The organism is Streptomyces sp. NPDC002623 (assembly GCF_053592635.1).
Map to the genome: position 1 here is coordinate 202,697 of NZ_JBSFWB010000006.1, position 14,490 is coordinate 217,186.

Sequence of the window (14,490 nt, forward strand, 5' to 3'; positions counted from 1 at the left end):
GAAGACGGGCAAAATAGACGCATGGAGCGCGCAGCGGAGAAGGCGAAGGGCCACCCGACGGGTGCCACGAGCGACCTCGGCGCCTATCTGCGCGCCCGCCGCGCACAGGTCACCCCCGAGCAGGCCGGGCTGACCGCAGCCCCCGGCCCGCGCCGCACGCCGGGCCTGCGCCGGGAGGAACTCGCCACGCTCGCCGGGATCAGCATCGACTACTACGTCCGTCTGGAGCGCGGCAAAGAGACCCACCCCGGCCCCACGGTCGTCGACGCCCTTGCCCGCGCCCTGCTCCTCGACGCGTCCGAGCACCGCCACCTGCGCGAGCTCGCCTCCCGCGCCTCCTACGCCCCCGAAGCGCCACCCGTGCCTGGCCGCACCGTGAGACCACAATTGATGGTGCTCCTGGAGTCCGTGCGCCCGAACGCGGCGTACATCGTCAGTCGCACCCTGGACCTGCTCGCCTTCAACCCCGGCGCGCTCCGGCTCTTCGCCGGCCTGGCCGACTGGCCGCCGCCGCGACGGAACTTCGCCCGCTACGCCTTCCTCCACCCCCTCGCCCGCGACGTACTCGACGACTGGGACGAGCAGGCCCGTGCCTGCGTCGGCCGGCTGCGCGCCCTGGCCGGCACCGAACCGGACGCCCCGGACCTGGTCGAACTGGTCGACGAACTCCTGGCGAAGAGCCCGGACTTCGTCGACCTGTGGAACCGCTTCGACGTCAGACCGCACGCCCCGGACCCCAAGACCTTCCACCACCCCGACGTCGGCGACCTCCACCTCGGCTACGAGTCGATGCCGCTGGAGCACAGCCACAAGCAGCGGTTCGTCGTGTTCTTCGCCGAGCCGGGCACCTCCGACCACGACAAGCTGATCCTTCTCGACGCGGAACGCGATGAGCTGGGGCTCGACGTCGACGAGGTACGGCTGTCCCGGCGTAGGGCGGCCGACTGAGCAGTAAGCCAGCCCCTGAAGGCGTGCCCCGCCCCGGGCATGCTCAGTGGGTCAGGGCGTCGCGCACGAGTGCGGTGTCGACGAACTGTTCGAAGCGCACGATGAGCCCGCCGCGTACGACGAAGTGGTGCGCGACGCGGACGTCGATCGGCTTGGCGGTGGACTTGTTGACGGCGGTGTAGCGGGCCAGGACGACGACGTTCTCGCCGTCGACGACGTAGGTGTCGTCGTGGGCGGTCCAGTCGTCCCAGTCCTGGCCGAGCTTCTCCATCACGTTGGACGTGACCCCGGCGGGGGTGCGGTAGGTGCCGGCGAGGGGGAAGCCGGCCATCTCCGTCCACTCCACGTCGGGGGCAAGAGTGGCGCGGAGGGCTTCGAGGTCGCCCGCGGCGGAGGCCAGGTACTGGCGGCGTACGACATCCGCGGGCGCCGTGGAGTCGGCGAACCCAGTCATGTCAGTCATGGTCAGCCCCACTTCATCTCGCCCTTGGCGACCTTCGCACCGATCTGCGCGGCGATCAGCATCCCGTTGTCGGGGTAGCGGTTGACCAGTGCCTCGGTCAGCGCGGCGCCGTCGGCCGCCTTGCCGAGTTCCTCCTCGAAGGCGAGCAGGTAGTCGCGGGTGGCGGTGATGGCGGAGGCGTCGGCGGCGGTGTCGGGCAGGCGGTGGCCAGGGACGACCAACTCCGGCTCCAGGGCGGCCATTTCGTCCAGGAGGTCGATCCAGGACGCGCGGTCGCCCGGGGTGGGGGTGTCGGCGACCCAGACGTGCTCCTGCTGGAAGAGCAGGACGCCGCCGAGGAGCGCGCGGTGCTCGGCCTGCCAGAGGTAGTGGCGGTCGGGCAGGCCGGCCGGGCCGCCCTTGAGCTGGAAGCGGTGACCTTCGAGGGTGAGGTCGCCGGTCAGCGGGGTCAGGTCGACCAGGCGGGTGGGGAGGTTCGGGCCGAGGGCCTCCCAGGCCTTGAGCTTGCCCTCGTAGGAGTGCTGGATGTGCTCGATGACGATCGGGGTGGCGACGAACGTCGCGTCGGGGAAGGCGTCGGCGATCACCTCGGCGCCGAAGTAGAAGTCCGGGTCGGCGTGGCTGACGAACACGGTGGTCAGCTTCTTGCCGGAGTCGAGGATCTCAGCGGCGAGGCGGTGGCCGTCGGCGCGCGTGAAGGCGGCGTCGACCAGCAGCGCCTCCTGCTCGCCGGTGATGAGCGTGGCGGTCTTGTTCTTGCTGCCGGCGGGGAAGTCGAGGTCCAGGATCTTGAAGGCGAGCGTGGTCATGCGGGGCTCCTTGAGGGGGACGGGGTGGGAGGTCAGGCGGCCACGGCCGCGAGGCGTACGTCGACCTCGTCGGCAGTGGCGTGGCCGTAGGCCAGGGGAGTGACGGACTCGCCGTCGACGGCCAGCAGGGTGGGGAAGCCGGTGACGCCCAGCGCGGCGGCGCGGTGGAAGTCCGCCTCGGCGGCGGCCCGCGTCCCGGGCGCCGCGAACGCGGCGAGTACGGCTTCGGCGTCCAGCCCGGCCGCCTCGGCCACCGTCCGGTAGGTGGCAGGGTCGGACAGGCTCAGGCCGCCGACATAGAAGGCGTGCTGGAGGGCCGTTGCCAGCTCCGCCGCGCGGCCGGGGGCGGTCTGGCGCAGGGCGGCGACACCGCGAGCGGCGGCCTCGGAGTCCATGACGAACGAGCCGTCGGCGATCAGCTGGTCGTACGCCTCGCCGAACTCCGCGCCGGTCAGCTCGGCGATCTTGGCGTTCGCGCCCTGGACGTAGCCGAACTCGCGGATCGGCACCCGGCGCGGACCGACGAACAGACCACCCGAGACCACCTCGACCGGCAGTTCGGGGTGGCGGGTGGTGACCTCGCGCAGTGTTCCGGAGAATCCGTGCGACCAGCCGCAGTAGGCGTCGAAGACGTAGACGAGCTTCATGGATGACCTCGAAGGCGTGTCCTGCCCACCCGGTGTGAGCATTCGTCTGACGAAACAGTAACTGACTAGTCAGGTATTTCCTGATGGATGTGAGGTGAGACACACGGGTGGAGCTGTGGTCATTACATCGGGGCAGTCGCCCGCCCGCAGATCAGGGCGGTCGCCGGTCCGCAGGTCAGGGCAGTCGGGGCAGCACGTCCCGGGCGGTGTGGCTGAGGATGCGGAGATCCTCCGCGAACCGCTCGCGGTCCTCGGCGGGGAGCGGCTCCACGAAGTACCGCTTGATGTTCGCCACGTGCACCTGGGACGCGTGCACCGCCGTCTCCTCACCCAGCGGGGTGAGCCGCACCAGCTTCGCGCGCCGGTCCTCGGGGGAGTCGGTGCGCGCCACGAGTCCCGCCGCCACCATCCGGTCCACCAGCCGGGTGGCGCCGCCCGTCGTCAGGACCTGCTCCTGGGCGATGGCCCGCATCGACATGCCCGGTGCGCCCGCCCGCCCGAGGATCAGCAGCACCTCGAACATGAGATGGCTGATCCCGCACTCCTCCTCCAGGGCCCGCCCGAGGATGTACTCCAGCCGGTTCGCCGCCCCCTGTAGCCGCCCGAACGCGAGGATCAGTTCGTGGTCGGCGGCCTCCTTCGCCGTTCTGATGCCCGCCTGCTCGCTCACGGCCTCGCCGCCCCTTCTGCCGTCCCGGGTATCACGGTACCGATCATGCCCGGGACGGCAGAGTGTCAGGTCTGGCGGGTGCGATTGCGGGGCACCGGCCGACGCACCCGCCCCACGGCTGTACCCCTGGGTGCAGTCCCAACCAGCCGGGTGTTGGGTCGCCCTTGACCTCGCCGAAGTAGAGGGCGAAGGTCTGCTTCCAGCGTTCGACCGCGGCGCGGTCGGCCATGAAGCGGGGGAAACCGTCCGTGTGGGCGTTCAGGTACTCCCAGATCTGTTCTCCGTGAAGAACGGCGCCACCACCGTCTGGGAGCGATGGAACTCCTACTCCAAGGAGGACGGGTTCGGGCCGGTCAGGATCACGCAGGTTTCGGGCTCCCACGAGTCGCCGTACGGCGAGATCAGGAGGAAGGATCAGATCCAGAAGGGGCAACTGGAGCGCAGCGAGGTCGACACCCTCGCTGCCTATGTCAAGGCGCTCGGCGGCAAGCTGACCCGATCGGCGAGCTGTGACCCAGGTTCATGCGCAGTCCGGTGGACAAGCTCGCGTCTTGATGTCAGGGGTGGAGCATCATCGTGTTGGTCAGGGACTCCACTGGACGAAGGTTCCCTCCTCTGGGCTGACCCGGTCGACCTGGTCGGACGTGGCGGGTGTTGTCGCGAGCGTCCGTGGGCGAGGGTGCGCCGCAGGTTCGCAGCCGCCCGCTCGCTGAGTCGGCTGTTGTCCGTGTCCGATGCGGGCGGGCGTCAGGACGCAGGGACGGACGCATTCTTGGGTACCGGCGGTCGACCGGAGCAGGACGGCCCGCCGGAACCTGGGTTCGGGCGGGCCGCTGGGGAGGTCAGGGATCAGGGATCAGGGATCAGCACAGACAAGGATTCGTACCCGACCCCAGGCTGCGGACGTCCCTGTCCCTCAGCGCGCCGGAGTAGGCCTGTACCTCGTCCACGTCGCCATGCAGGTACTCGCCCCAGCCGTCATCGGACCTGGCCCGGCCGATCTGGAGGGCACCGGTGCTGTGCCAGCCGTTGGCGAGGCTCGCGGTCGCCTGCGCGTTGGTGTAGCCGTCGAGGTAGAGCTTGATCGTGTCGGTGGCGTCGTCGTAGACCACGGCGAGGCGATGGCCTTGGCCCTCGCCTCCGTCCGCGCCCACGATCTGGGACACCACCTTCTCGGGGGCTCCGGCCTCGTCCTTCTCCGGCATCACCAGTTGCCAGGTGTACGTGGACGGCTCGTAGCGCACCTTGAAGGCGTCGGTGTGCTCGCCGGCCTGCGAGAGCACGGTCATCGGGTGGGCGGGCCCGGAGTCCGCGAGGCGTACGACGACGCCGAGAGTGAAACTGTCCCCGGTGTCCACGACGGGCCCGTCCGCAGCGGCATACCCGCTCTCGCCGTCCAGCAGCAGATGCCCGTCACCGACGAGTGCCGGCGGTACGTAGGTGCAGTCCGGGTCGATGTCCGGGATACAGGAACTGTCGGAGCCCCGGTAGATCGAAGCCCCCGTGCCGATCCGCAGCGGCGTGCCGTCCGACTGCTCGGGGCTCACACCGTCCGTCGCGTTCTCCAGCGACCAGTGGCCGAGCAACTTCGGCTTGCGGTACGCCAGTTCGGCCACTTCGTTCGGCACCACGACCCGGTCGTGAACCTGTACGTCACCGATGTCCCCGTGCCACCGGTCCTGATAGCCGGCAGCCCCGCGGGCGCGCCCGATCTGGAAAGCGCCGGCCGCCTCGGCGGGAGTCGCGTCAGCCGAGGTCCCGGCCTCTTGGCTGTTGACGTACAGCCGCGCCTTTCCGGTCTCGGCGTCGTACAGCCCCAGCAGATGGGCCCACTCGCCGGTCTCGGGGGCGCCGCCGGACACCTGCGCGCCGCCGATCGCGAACGACCAGGCGGGCCCGGAGTCCTGACGGCGCAGCCCGAGGCTGAAGCCGGGCGCCCCGTCGGCGTCCTGACTGACGACGGTCATGTTCCGGTCGGTTTCGGCGGGCCGTACCCACGCGCTCACCGCAAAGGTCTTACGGATGTCGGTCGCCGGGGCGTCCGGGGTGAGAAAGCCGTGGCCGCTTCCGTCGAGGCCGACCGTGGCGGTGGTCGTGGTGCCCGCGGGCGCGGGGCCGCCGAAGGTCACGCCGGTCCCGGCACGGGCGGCGGTGCCGGTCTCGGCGGCGGCTGAGCGGGAGTCCACCGGGTCGTCCAGCTTCCAGCGGGCGACCGGAGCCCGGCCTTCCTTCACGTTGAAGTCGTAATGCGACTCCCCGCTGCTTCGGCCCGACCGGTCGATCGCGCGGACCGTCAGCGACTTGGGTCCCGCGGTGAGCGGCAGGTACGGAATGGTCACGGCCGCGCCCGGCCGCTCGGCGGAGACGGTTCCGTAGGGGCCGCCCAGGAAGCCGTACGTGTACGACACCACGTCTTCGGAGGGCGAGTCCATGGTGAAGTGGCCGTAGACGCCCACTCCGTCCACCCAGAACACGTCCTCCGGGTTGGGGTATTCGGGAGAGGTGATCGTCGCCTTCTCCGGGCTCACGTCGTCGTACACGAACGAGCAGACCGAGCCGTCGCCCTCGTCGCTCCACGCGGAGGTCGCCTTGCCGTCGTTCGCGCGGACATGCCAGGAGACGACGGTGTTCGCCGGGAGGTCGTTCGGCATCGTCCAGTACTGGCGCGACCCCGAGGAAAGAATGATGGTGGTGTAGGTACGCCGCTGTTCCACTCCGGCCGCGTCCGTCCACCAGGCTTCGAACTCGCCACTGACCGGGCTGGATTCGGCGGGCTGGTTGTCCTCCTCCGGGTCGTACAGCACTGCACTGAGCCTGGGCGGCGCCGAAACGTACGGCGTGTCGTCACCGGTCGCGCAGGCCTTGCCTCCCGACTGGAGGTCTTGGACAAGCGGCTGATTCGGTGGCAGGTTGCCCACCGCGTAGGCCGTCCCGGCAGCCGTGGCCAGCAGCGCCGCCACACAGCTCCCCACCACCGTCCGTCTGCGTCTGCCCGTCCTTGTGAACCTGGTCAAGTGGCCCTCCCCTGTGAGCATTTGACGCTCGTGGATCACACGAGCGCCTGAAGCTAACAGAGACCACTGACCGCACCGAAAGGGTTTTCTGGCCGACCTGTTCCAGAACTATCGGCGCCGTCGAAGCAGAACAACCAACAACGCCGGGAAGGCTCGGCAGGGGCACGGAAGTGCCCCAGGCGGAGCAGGCGTATGCGAAGCATCTTTGAAGCGAGGTGGAGCATCATCGCGTTGGAAGGGGATTCGGTCTGCGGCGGCGGGCTCCGTGATATCTGCCGCGGGTAGGCTTTGGCTGATCAGGCAAAGTCGGTGGGGACGAGGCATGGGCGGGGTCGAGAAGTCGCGGGGTGGCGGGGCCGAGCGGGCGACCTCGCGGGATGTCGCCCGGCTCGCCGGGGTGTCGCACACGGCCGTGTCCTTCGTCTTCAACGGGCGTGCCCAGGGCAACCTCTCCGCCGAGACGCAGGAGAAGATCCGCATGGCGGCCGAACAGCTCGGCTACCGGCCGAACGCGGTCGCGCGTGGCCTGCGCCGGAGTCGTACCGCCGTGATCGGTCTGGTCACGGACGAGATCGCCACCTCGCCGTTCGCCGGGCGGCTGCTGCGCGGGGCCATGGACATGGCGTGGAGCAGTGAGCACCTGGTGCTCACCGTCGACTCCGGGCAGGACCCGGCCGCCGAGGACGCGGCTGTCGCCGAACTGCTCGACCGGCGGGTCGACGGGATCATCTACGCCGCGCTGTCGTTGCGCCGCGCCCGCGTCCCGCAAGGGCTGCACCGCACGTTCGCCGTGTTCGCCAACTGTCTCCCCGAGGACGGCTCCCTCCCGGCCGTCATCCCCGCCGAGCGGGCCGGTGGCCGCAGCGCCGCGCGCGTCCTCCTCGACGCGGGCCACCGCCGTGTCGCCCTGGTGGGCGGTCTGGACGACATCGCGACCGCGGAACGGCTGCGCGGCTTCCGGGACGCGCTGCGGACGGTGGGGCTGACGGCTGGGAAGGACTGGGTCGTGCGCACGGGAGGGGAGATCTCCGCCGGGTACGAGGGAGCGTTGCGGCTGCTGGACGGTGTCCCCGCCGACCGGCGGCCCACGGGGATCGTCTGTTACAACGACCGGGTCGCCGCGGGCGTCCTCCACGCCGCCGCGCGCCTGGGCCTCGACGTGCCCGCCGAGCTGTCCGTCGTCGGCTATGACGACCAGGAACACATGGCGGCTTTCCTCAGCCCGCCCCTCACCACGGTCGCTCTGCCCCATCGCGCGATGGGGGAGACGGCCGTCCGCCTGCTCCTGGACGCCATCGACAGCGGGACCGCGCCGCCGGTCACCACCCGGCGGCTGGAGTGCCCCGTCGTCACGCGGGGTTCGGTGGGACCAGCTCCCAGCCCGTGACCTCGACGTCCGTCCCCGGCACGGTCAGTTCCGCGATGTCGTCGTCGCGTCGGTACACCCGTTCCGTGGCCGTCGCCCGGTCACCCGCGAACAGTTCCAGCAGGGAGCCGTCCACCAGGATCCGTACGGTGAGGGTCTCGCCCGGCGGGGTCGACAGGACCAGGGGGGCCGTGCCGTCCGGGCGGGAGCGTGGCCAGGCCGTGCGGTCCAGGGTCACCGTGCCGGACGCCGGATCGAGTCGCACGGTCAGTTCGGCCCCGGACGTGGCCCGCAGCAGACTCACGGTCGCCGCCGAACGGGCGGTCACCAGCAGGTCGTACGCGAGGGGGAGTGGCCGGTGCGGTCCTGGTGCGGCCGTGAACGGGACGGCCGCTCGCAGCAGTTCGAGCTCCGGAGCCGGTACGACCCGTAGCGTGCCGTCCGCGTGGGTGTCCATCACCCGGGGCGCCGTGAGGACGCCGGACCAGCCCGCGCGGTCCACCTCCTCGGGCGGGCGTGACTCCCAGGACCAGCCCCAGAGCAGGGCGCGGCCGGACTCCGTGTCCTGGAGGACGGCAGGGGCGTAGAAGTCACGGCCGAGGTCCAGCGGGCCGCCGCCCGTACCGGCCGCGAACCTCAACTCCCCTTTTCCGGCCTCGATCAGACGTCCTGCCAGATAGGCCGTGCTCAGCGGGTCGCCGTCCCACAGGGCCACCGCCAGCACCCAGTCGCCCCCGGGGGTCGCCCACAGCTGCGGGCACTCCCAGCCGATCGCCCGCTTGCCGAAGGCGTGGGCCGCCGCCGGGTCCCGGCCGTCCAGCAGGACTCCGGCGAACCGCCAGTCGTACAGGTCCTCACAGTCGTACACCAGGACGGACGGGGTGCCGTCGGCGTGGCCGGCGCCCATCAGCGCCCAGCGGCGGCCGGCGAAGCGGAAGACGAAAGGGTCCCGGAACATCGTCACGTCCAGGCCGGGTGGTGGGCCGGCGACCACCGGCGCCGGCAGTTGCTTCCACTTCCGGAGGCCGTCGTCCTCGGCGACGGCGAGACAGATCGCGCTCAGGCCCTGGTGGTCGTGGTCGATCCCGGAGTACACCGCTGTCGGCACACCACCGTCGTCCACCACGCAGCCGGACCAGCAGCCCGCCTCGTCCGGGCCGTCGGGTGTGGGGCGCAGGGCGATCCCGTGGTCGTCCCAGTGGGCGAGGTCGGGGCTGGAGGCGTGGCCCCAGTGAACGTTCGTGTGCACGGGGGCGTCGGGGTTGTGCTGGTAGAAGAGGTGGTACCGATCGCCCCAGCGGAACGGGCCGTTCGGGTCGTTCATCCAGTTGGCCGGCGGGCGGACCCTGAAACGCGGGCTGTTGTCGTCGGTCGACCGGCTCACGGAACTCAACGATTGACTCCTGCGGATGTGATGCCCTCGCGCAGAGGGCGCTGGCCGACGACGAACACGACGACGGCGGGGAGCATGGAGAGGACGACTCCGGCGAGGACGACGGAGATCGAGCCGGTGCCGAGGTTGCCCTGGAGGGAGACCAGGCCCAGGGGCAGCGTGAGGTTCTCGGTGGAGGTTTCGAGGATCAGCGGCCGGAAGAACTCGTTCCAGTGGTAGTTGAAGGCCAGCACGCCGACGATGGCGAGACCGGGGGCCGCCAAGGGGGCGTACACCGACCGGAAGACGCGCCACGGACCCGCGCCGTCGATCATCGCCGCCTCGCCCAGGTCCTTCGGCATGCCCAGGAAGTACTGGCGCATCAGGAAGGTGCCGAAGGCCGTCGGGAAGGCCGGGACGATGAGGCCGAGCAGGGTGTCGGTCAGCCCCATCGTCTTCAGTTCCAGGAAGACCGGGACCATCGTGACCTGCAACGGCACCATCATCGTGGCCAGGACCAGCGCGAACAGCGGCCTCTTGAAGCGGAATTCGAGGCGGGCGAAGGCATAGCCCGCCAGGCCCGCGGTGATCATCTGGCCGGCCGCGATCAGCGCGGTCACCAGCGTGGAGTTCAGTGCGTACAGCCAGACGTCGATCTGGTCGAAGACCCCGCGGTAGGCGTCGACGGTGGGGTCCGTGGGGATGATCTTCGGCGGCAGGTCGAAGGACTCCGCCGGCGTGCGCAGTGACGTCGACACCGTCCAGATGACCGGTCCGAGCGTCAACAGGGCGCACAGCGCCAGGCCCGCGATCCGGCCCCAGGGCGCCAGGCCGTGCCGTACGCGTGACGCGGTGGGGCTCGTGCGGGGACCCGGCATCGAACCCGATGGACCCTGCATCGCACCCGATGCCGAACCCGAACCCGAAGCCGAACCCGGACTCGATACCGAACCCGAAAGGGAACTCGTGCTCATCTGACTCACCCGGCTCACTGGTAGTGGACGTAACGCCGGCTGAGCCGGAACTGGAGTGCGGTGACCGCCATGATCAGGGCGAAGAGCAGGACGCCCACGGCGGACGCCTCGCCGAAGCGGAGCTGCTCGAACGCCGTCTCGTAGATGACCATCACGACCGTGCGTGTCGAGTCGCCGGGACCGCCCGCCGTGAGGACGTACGGCTGCTCGAAGACCTGGAGGGCGTTGATGATGCCGACCACGGACGCCACCAGCAGCGTGGGCGACAGCAGCGGCAGGGTGATGGCGAGGTGTTTGCGCACCCCGCTCGCGCCGTCCAGCGAAGCCGCCTCGTGCACCTCTTTCGGGATGTTGTTCAGGCCGCCGACGAACAGCAGGAACGAGAAGCCGAACTGCTGCCAGACGTACGCCAGGACCACGGCCGCCATCGCCCCGTTCTCCGAGGTCAGCCAGGGGACCGAGGGGATACCGACGGTGCCGAGGAGCCAGTTCACGGGGCCGAAGTCCTGGTTGAACAGGTACTTCATCACCACCGAGATGGACGCGGCGGACAGCACCAGTGGGAAGAAGAACGCCGAACGGAACACGGACCGCAGCCACTTGGGCATCCGGCCGTTCACCGCGATCGCCAGCACGAGCGCGATCAGCAACTGGAGTGCGACCGCGAGCACCATGAAGACGAGCGTGTTGCGGAAGGAGACGAGGACCGTCGAGTCGGTAAGGATTTCGCGGTAGTTGGCCGCTCCGGCCCAGCGCGGGTCGTCGATCACGTCCCACTGGAAGAGGCTGAGGACGATCGAGCCGACGATCGGTACGACCGTGAAGACGACGATGCCGACGACGGTGGGCGCGAGGAACAGTACGGCGAGGAGGCGGGTGCCCCGGGTGCGGGCGGTGGCGGCGGCCGTGGACCCGGACGACTTACGGGTCTGACCGGTCCTGCGGTTCCTGCGGTTCCCGCGGCTCCTGCGGGTGCGGGCGGGTTCCGGCCCTACGGGCCTGATCTCGGTGTTCGTCACACTTCACGCTCCATGGCCTGCTCCAGGTCCCCCTGCAGCCGACGCAGCGCGGGACGCACCGCGCCGGGGCTCGCAAGGGCGGTTCCGGTGTGCTTGATCAGCAGCTGCTCGACCTCGTTGACCTGCGGCGGGGCCGGGATCGGGCCGGTGGTGGGGATCTTGTCGAGGGTGTCGTAGAAGACCTGCCAGTGGGCCGGGCCGGTCTCCCGGTAGCGGGCCTCGTCGACCATGGAGCGGCGGGCCGGAGTGGTCTGGTTGGCCGCGAAGAGCTGGGTCATCACGTCCTTGCGGGCGGTGTACTTGATGAACTCCCAGGCCTCGTCCCGCAGCTTCGAGGTGCGCAGCATCGCGTACCCGGCGGCGCCGAACTGGTGACGCCGGGTGCGCCGGCGCGGGAAGTACCGCACGTCGTAGTCGGCCGGTTTCATGCCCGCCTCATGCAGGCCGCCCGCCCAGAAGCCGCCCGCGGGCGTGGCACCGACGCGGCCGGTGGAGAAGACGCCGACGAGGTTGCGGCCGTCGCCGCCCTCCGGCCGGGTGCACAGGTCCTCCTGGACGAGGGAGGAGAGGTAGTCGTAGACCTCCGCGACGCGGTCGGAGTCGGCCAGGGGTGTCGTCCACCGGTAGCCGCCGCCCCGGCCGCGCCGCTGCGCCTCGGGATAGAAGGAGTTCCAGAGCCAGTCGCCGCCGGGGGCCTTGGACTCGGTGAGAAGGTTGGTGTCGTTGGCGAAGAGCCAGGGGACGACTCCGCCCCACAGCCGGTTGGTCCAGAAGTACGGGGTGAACCGGTCGCCGTTGCTGCGTTTCATCGCCCGCAGCAGCGTGGTGAAGTCGTCGTGGGTCCAGTCGTCGTCGGGGAGGTCGGCGCCCGCGCGTGCGAGGACCCGGCTGTTGAGGTACATGTCGGCCGCGTTGAACTCGACCGGCAGCTGGTAGAGGCTCCCCTCGTACATCATCGACTCGACCAGCGAGGGATGGACGTCGGCGAAGTACGTGCGCAGCTCGGCCGCGTCCCGCTTCGCCCACCTGTCCAGCGGTACGCCGAGCCGCTTGGCGAAGAGCTGCACGCCCTCGGTGGCGACGTACACGAGGTCGGGTGCCGTGCCCGCGGCGATCTGGGTGAGGATCTTGGAGAAGAAGTCCGACCAGTCGTAGGCCTGTACGGGGTTGATGCGGATCCTGATGTCGGGGTGGACCTCGCGGAATCCGTCGCGCAGGGCGCGCTGTGCCTCGGGGTTGAAGGCGGAGCCCAGGGTGGCGATGACGAGCGAGCCGTCGTCGCGGCCGGGGATGTCGGCGGCGGTGAGGCGGTCCCAGCCGGCCGCGACGCCGGCGAGAGCGGCGGCTCCGGCGCCGTACGCGCCGTAGCGCATCAGGGCCCGGCGGGAGAGGAGCGAGTCGGTCATCGGCGAGCCTAACTCGTGTTAGCCGAAGTGTGATTCCACGATGATGAGAACCCCGCTGCGGCTCTGTCAAGACATGTGCGGAGAAGAGGAGTTGGAGCGCGAAGGGTTGACCTTTAACGAGTTAGGCGTACGGTTCCGATGCACAAGATCCGCGTCCCGACGACGATGTCGGGGAAGGGAGCCGCACGATGCGTGGCATGAAGAGGAGTTCGCCGGGTTCGCTGGGTCTGCCGGGTCCGCTGGGTCCGGGGGAGACGCTGTCCAGGCGGTCGCTGCTGACGGCCTCGGCCGTCGGTGCCGCCGGTGCGCTGTTGCCGGGCCTCGCGGGACCGGCGACGGCGGTGCCCCTGGAGGCGACGGCCGCGTGCACGGGCAGCTACCGCGCCGAGTACCACTTCACGGTTCCCGACCAGTGGATGAACGACCCGCAGCGCCCGATCTGGATCGACGGCGAGTACCACTACTACTACCTCTACAACCCCGACTACTCGACGGGCGGCACGACGGCCGGCACCGCCTGGCGCCTGGCCACCAGCACCGACCTCGTCTCCTTCACCGACCGGGGCATCGCCGTGCCGAAGGACACGACTCCGGGCGGCGATGTCTGGTCCGGCTCGGCGGTGGTCGACACGGACGACACGGCGGGCTTCGGCGCGGGCGCGGTGATCGTCATCGCCACCATGGCGCCCGACGAGGTCACCCAGGCCCAGTACCTGTACTACTCGACGGACGACGGCCACACCTTCACGAACCACGGCACGGCCCCGGTCCTCCCCAACCCCGGGGTACGGGACTTCCGCGACCCCAAGGTGATCCGCGACGAGGAGCACGGGCGGTGGGTGATGCTGCTCGCCGAGAACGACAAGGTCGGCTTCTACCACTCCGCCGACCTCAAGGCGTGGACGTACGTCGGCGGCTTCATCAAGGGCGGCATCGGCGTCCTGGAGTGCCCCGACCTGTTCCGGATCAGGGCGGACGACGGGACCTGGAAGTGGGTGCTGGGCGTCAGCGCCAACGGCAAGGGCTCCGGGCTGCCGAGCACGTTCGCCTACTGGACGGGTTCCTTCGACGGTACGACCTTCACCGCCGACGCGTCCGATCCCCAGTGGCTGGACCACGGCTGGGACTGGTACGCGGCGGTCACCTTCGACAAACGTGACGCGAGCGGGGTCCTGGACCCTGACGTGCGGTACGCGATCGGCTGGATGAACCACTGGGACTACGCGAACACCACGCCCACCATCGAGTGCGACGGCTTCAACGGCACCGACTCGATCGTCCGCGAGATACGACTGAAGCACGCGTCGGGTACGTATTACCTGGCGTCCCGGCCGGTGGCGGCCCTGGACGACCATGTGTCGCGCACGGTGCACCTCGGCGACATCGCGGTCGACGGCACACGACCGCTCGACTACACGGGTACCGCGTACGAGCTGACCTGTGAGATCACCTGGGACCAACTGCTGGGCGCCGGCCTCCAGTTGCGGCGGTCGTCGGACGGTGGGCGGCACATCGACGCGGGAGTCTACGGCGACTACGCCTTCGTCAACCGCGGTTACACCGTGAGCCCGGACGCCTCCGGCCGCTGGCAGGAGAGCCGCACGCCGTTCGACCTGTCCGCCGGCACGGTCCGCCTGCGGATCCTCGTCGACCGCACGTCCGTCGAGATGTTCGTCGGCGACGGCCGGTACGTGCACTCGACCGAGGCCTTCCCCGACCCGTCCGACACCGCACTGGCGCTGTTCACGATCGACGGGCAGGCGGTGTTCCGGAACGTGGTGATCCGGGAGTTCACGGTCTGA

At 70.1% G+C, this 14,490-nt stretch carries 12 protein-coding genes and 1 pseudogene; 3 read left to right on the forward strand and 10 right to left on the reverse strand.

Features of this window, described 5'->3' with window-relative positions:
- The first annotated feature begins 21 nt into the window (after nucleotides 1-21).
- Nucleotides 22-948 carry an MmyB family transcriptional regulator gene (locus tag ACWD4O_RS13255; protein WP_451279791.1) on the forward strand — a complete coding sequence of 309 codons (927 nt, stop codon included), beginning with the start codon at nucleotides 22-24 and terminating at the stop codon, nucleotides 946-948.
- Between the two features lie 43 nt (nucleotides 949-991).
- On the opposite strand, the gene ACWD4O_RS13260 is transcribed toward ACWD4O_RS13255, so the two are convergent.
- From ACWD4O_RS13260 to ACWD4O_RS13285, 6 genes and pseudogenes are all read right to left on the reverse strand, one after another.
- Nucleotides 992-1,402, reverse strand: a complete 411-nt coding sequence (locus tag ACWD4O_RS13260) for a nuclear transport factor 2 family protein (protein WP_451279974.1) — start codon at nucleotides 1,400-1,402, stop codon at nucleotides 992-994.
- Nucleotides 1,403-1,413: 11 nt separating this feature from the next.
- Entirely contained in the window at nucleotides 1,414-2,220 is an 807-nt protein-coding gene (locus tag ACWD4O_RS13265) for an MBL fold metallo-hydrolase (protein ID WP_451279792.1), read from the reverse strand.
- A gap of 32 nt (nucleotides 2,221-2,252) precedes the next feature.
- On the reverse strand, nucleotides 2,253-2,867 hold the full coding sequence (locus tag ACWD4O_RS13270; RefSeq protein ID WP_451279793.1) for a DsbA family protein: 615 nt from the start codon (nucleotides 2,865-2,867) through the stop codon (nucleotides 2,253-2,255).
- Nucleotides 2,868-3,042: 175 nt separating this feature from the next.
- Nucleotides 3,043-3,537, reverse strand: a complete 495-nt coding sequence (locus ACWD4O_RS13275; protein ID WP_451279794.1) for a MarR family winged helix-turn-helix transcriptional regulator — start codon at nucleotides 3,535-3,537, stop codon at nucleotides 3,043-3,045.
- A gap of 124 nt (nucleotides 3,538-3,661) precedes the next feature.
- Nucleotides 3,662-3,811: pseudogene (locus tag ACWD4O_RS13280) on the reverse strand (ABC transporter substrate-binding protein); the annotation flags it as partial.
- Between the two features lie 589 nt (nucleotides 3,812-4,400).
- The gene (locus tag ACWD4O_RS13285) at nucleotides 4,401-6,512 is read right to left on the reverse strand and encodes a LamG-like jellyroll fold domain-containing protein (RefSeq protein ID WP_451279975.1); all 2,112 of its coding nucleotides are present in this window, start codon (nucleotides 6,510-6,512) and stop codon (nucleotides 4,401-4,403) included.
- Between the two features lie 361 nt (nucleotides 6,513-6,873).
- On the opposite strand from ACWD4O_RS13285, the gene ACWD4O_RS13290 reads away from it, so the two are divergent.
- On the forward strand, nucleotides 6,874-7,938 hold the full coding sequence (locus ACWD4O_RS13290; protein ID WP_451279795.1) for a LacI family DNA-binding transcriptional regulator: 1,065 nt from the start codon (nucleotides 6,874-6,876) through the stop codon (nucleotides 7,936-7,938).
- Here the strand turns inward: ACWD4O_RS13290 and ACWD4O_RS13295 are convergent.
- From ACWD4O_RS13295 to ACWD4O_RS13310, 4 genes are all read right to left on the reverse strand, one after another.
- Nucleotides 7,901-9,301 (reverse strand): glycoside hydrolase family 32 protein, encoded by a 1,401-nt coding sequence (locus ACWD4O_RS13295; RefSeq protein WP_451279976.1) that lies wholly within the window; start codon nucleotides 9,299-9,301, stop codon nucleotides 7,901-7,903. The genes ACWD4O_RS13290 and ACWD4O_RS13295 overlap by 38 nt on opposite strands.
- Nucleotides 9,302-9,306: 5 nt before the next feature.
- Nucleotides 9,307-10,167: a carbohydrate ABC transporter permease gene (locus ACWD4O_RS13300; protein ID WP_451279796.1), complete on the reverse strand. Its 861-nt coding sequence runs from the start codon at nucleotides 10,165-10,167 to the stop codon at nucleotides 9,307-9,309.
- A 110-nt stretch (nucleotides 10,168-10,277) separates the two neighbouring features.
- A complete protein-coding gene (locus ACWD4O_RS13305) occupies nucleotides 10,278-11,282 on the reverse strand; it encodes a carbohydrate ABC transporter permease (RefSeq protein ID WP_451279797.1) in 1,005 nt (334 codons plus the stop codon).
- The gene (locus tag ACWD4O_RS13310; protein ID WP_451279798.1) at nucleotides 11,279-12,688 is read right to left on the reverse strand and encodes an ABC transporter substrate-binding protein; all 1,410 of its coding nucleotides are present in this window, start codon (nucleotides 12,686-12,688) and stop codon (nucleotides 11,279-11,281) included. The genes ACWD4O_RS13305 and ACWD4O_RS13310 overlap by 4 nt, the downstream gene beginning before the upstream one ends.
- 197 nt (nucleotides 12,689-12,885) lie before the next feature.
- On the opposite strand from ACWD4O_RS13310, the gene ACWD4O_RS13315 reads away from it, so the two are divergent.
- Nucleotides 12,886-14,490, forward strand: a complete 1,605-nt coding sequence (locus ACWD4O_RS13315; protein WP_451279799.1) for a glycoside hydrolase family 32 protein — start codon at nucleotides 12,886-12,888, stop codon at nucleotides 14,488-14,490.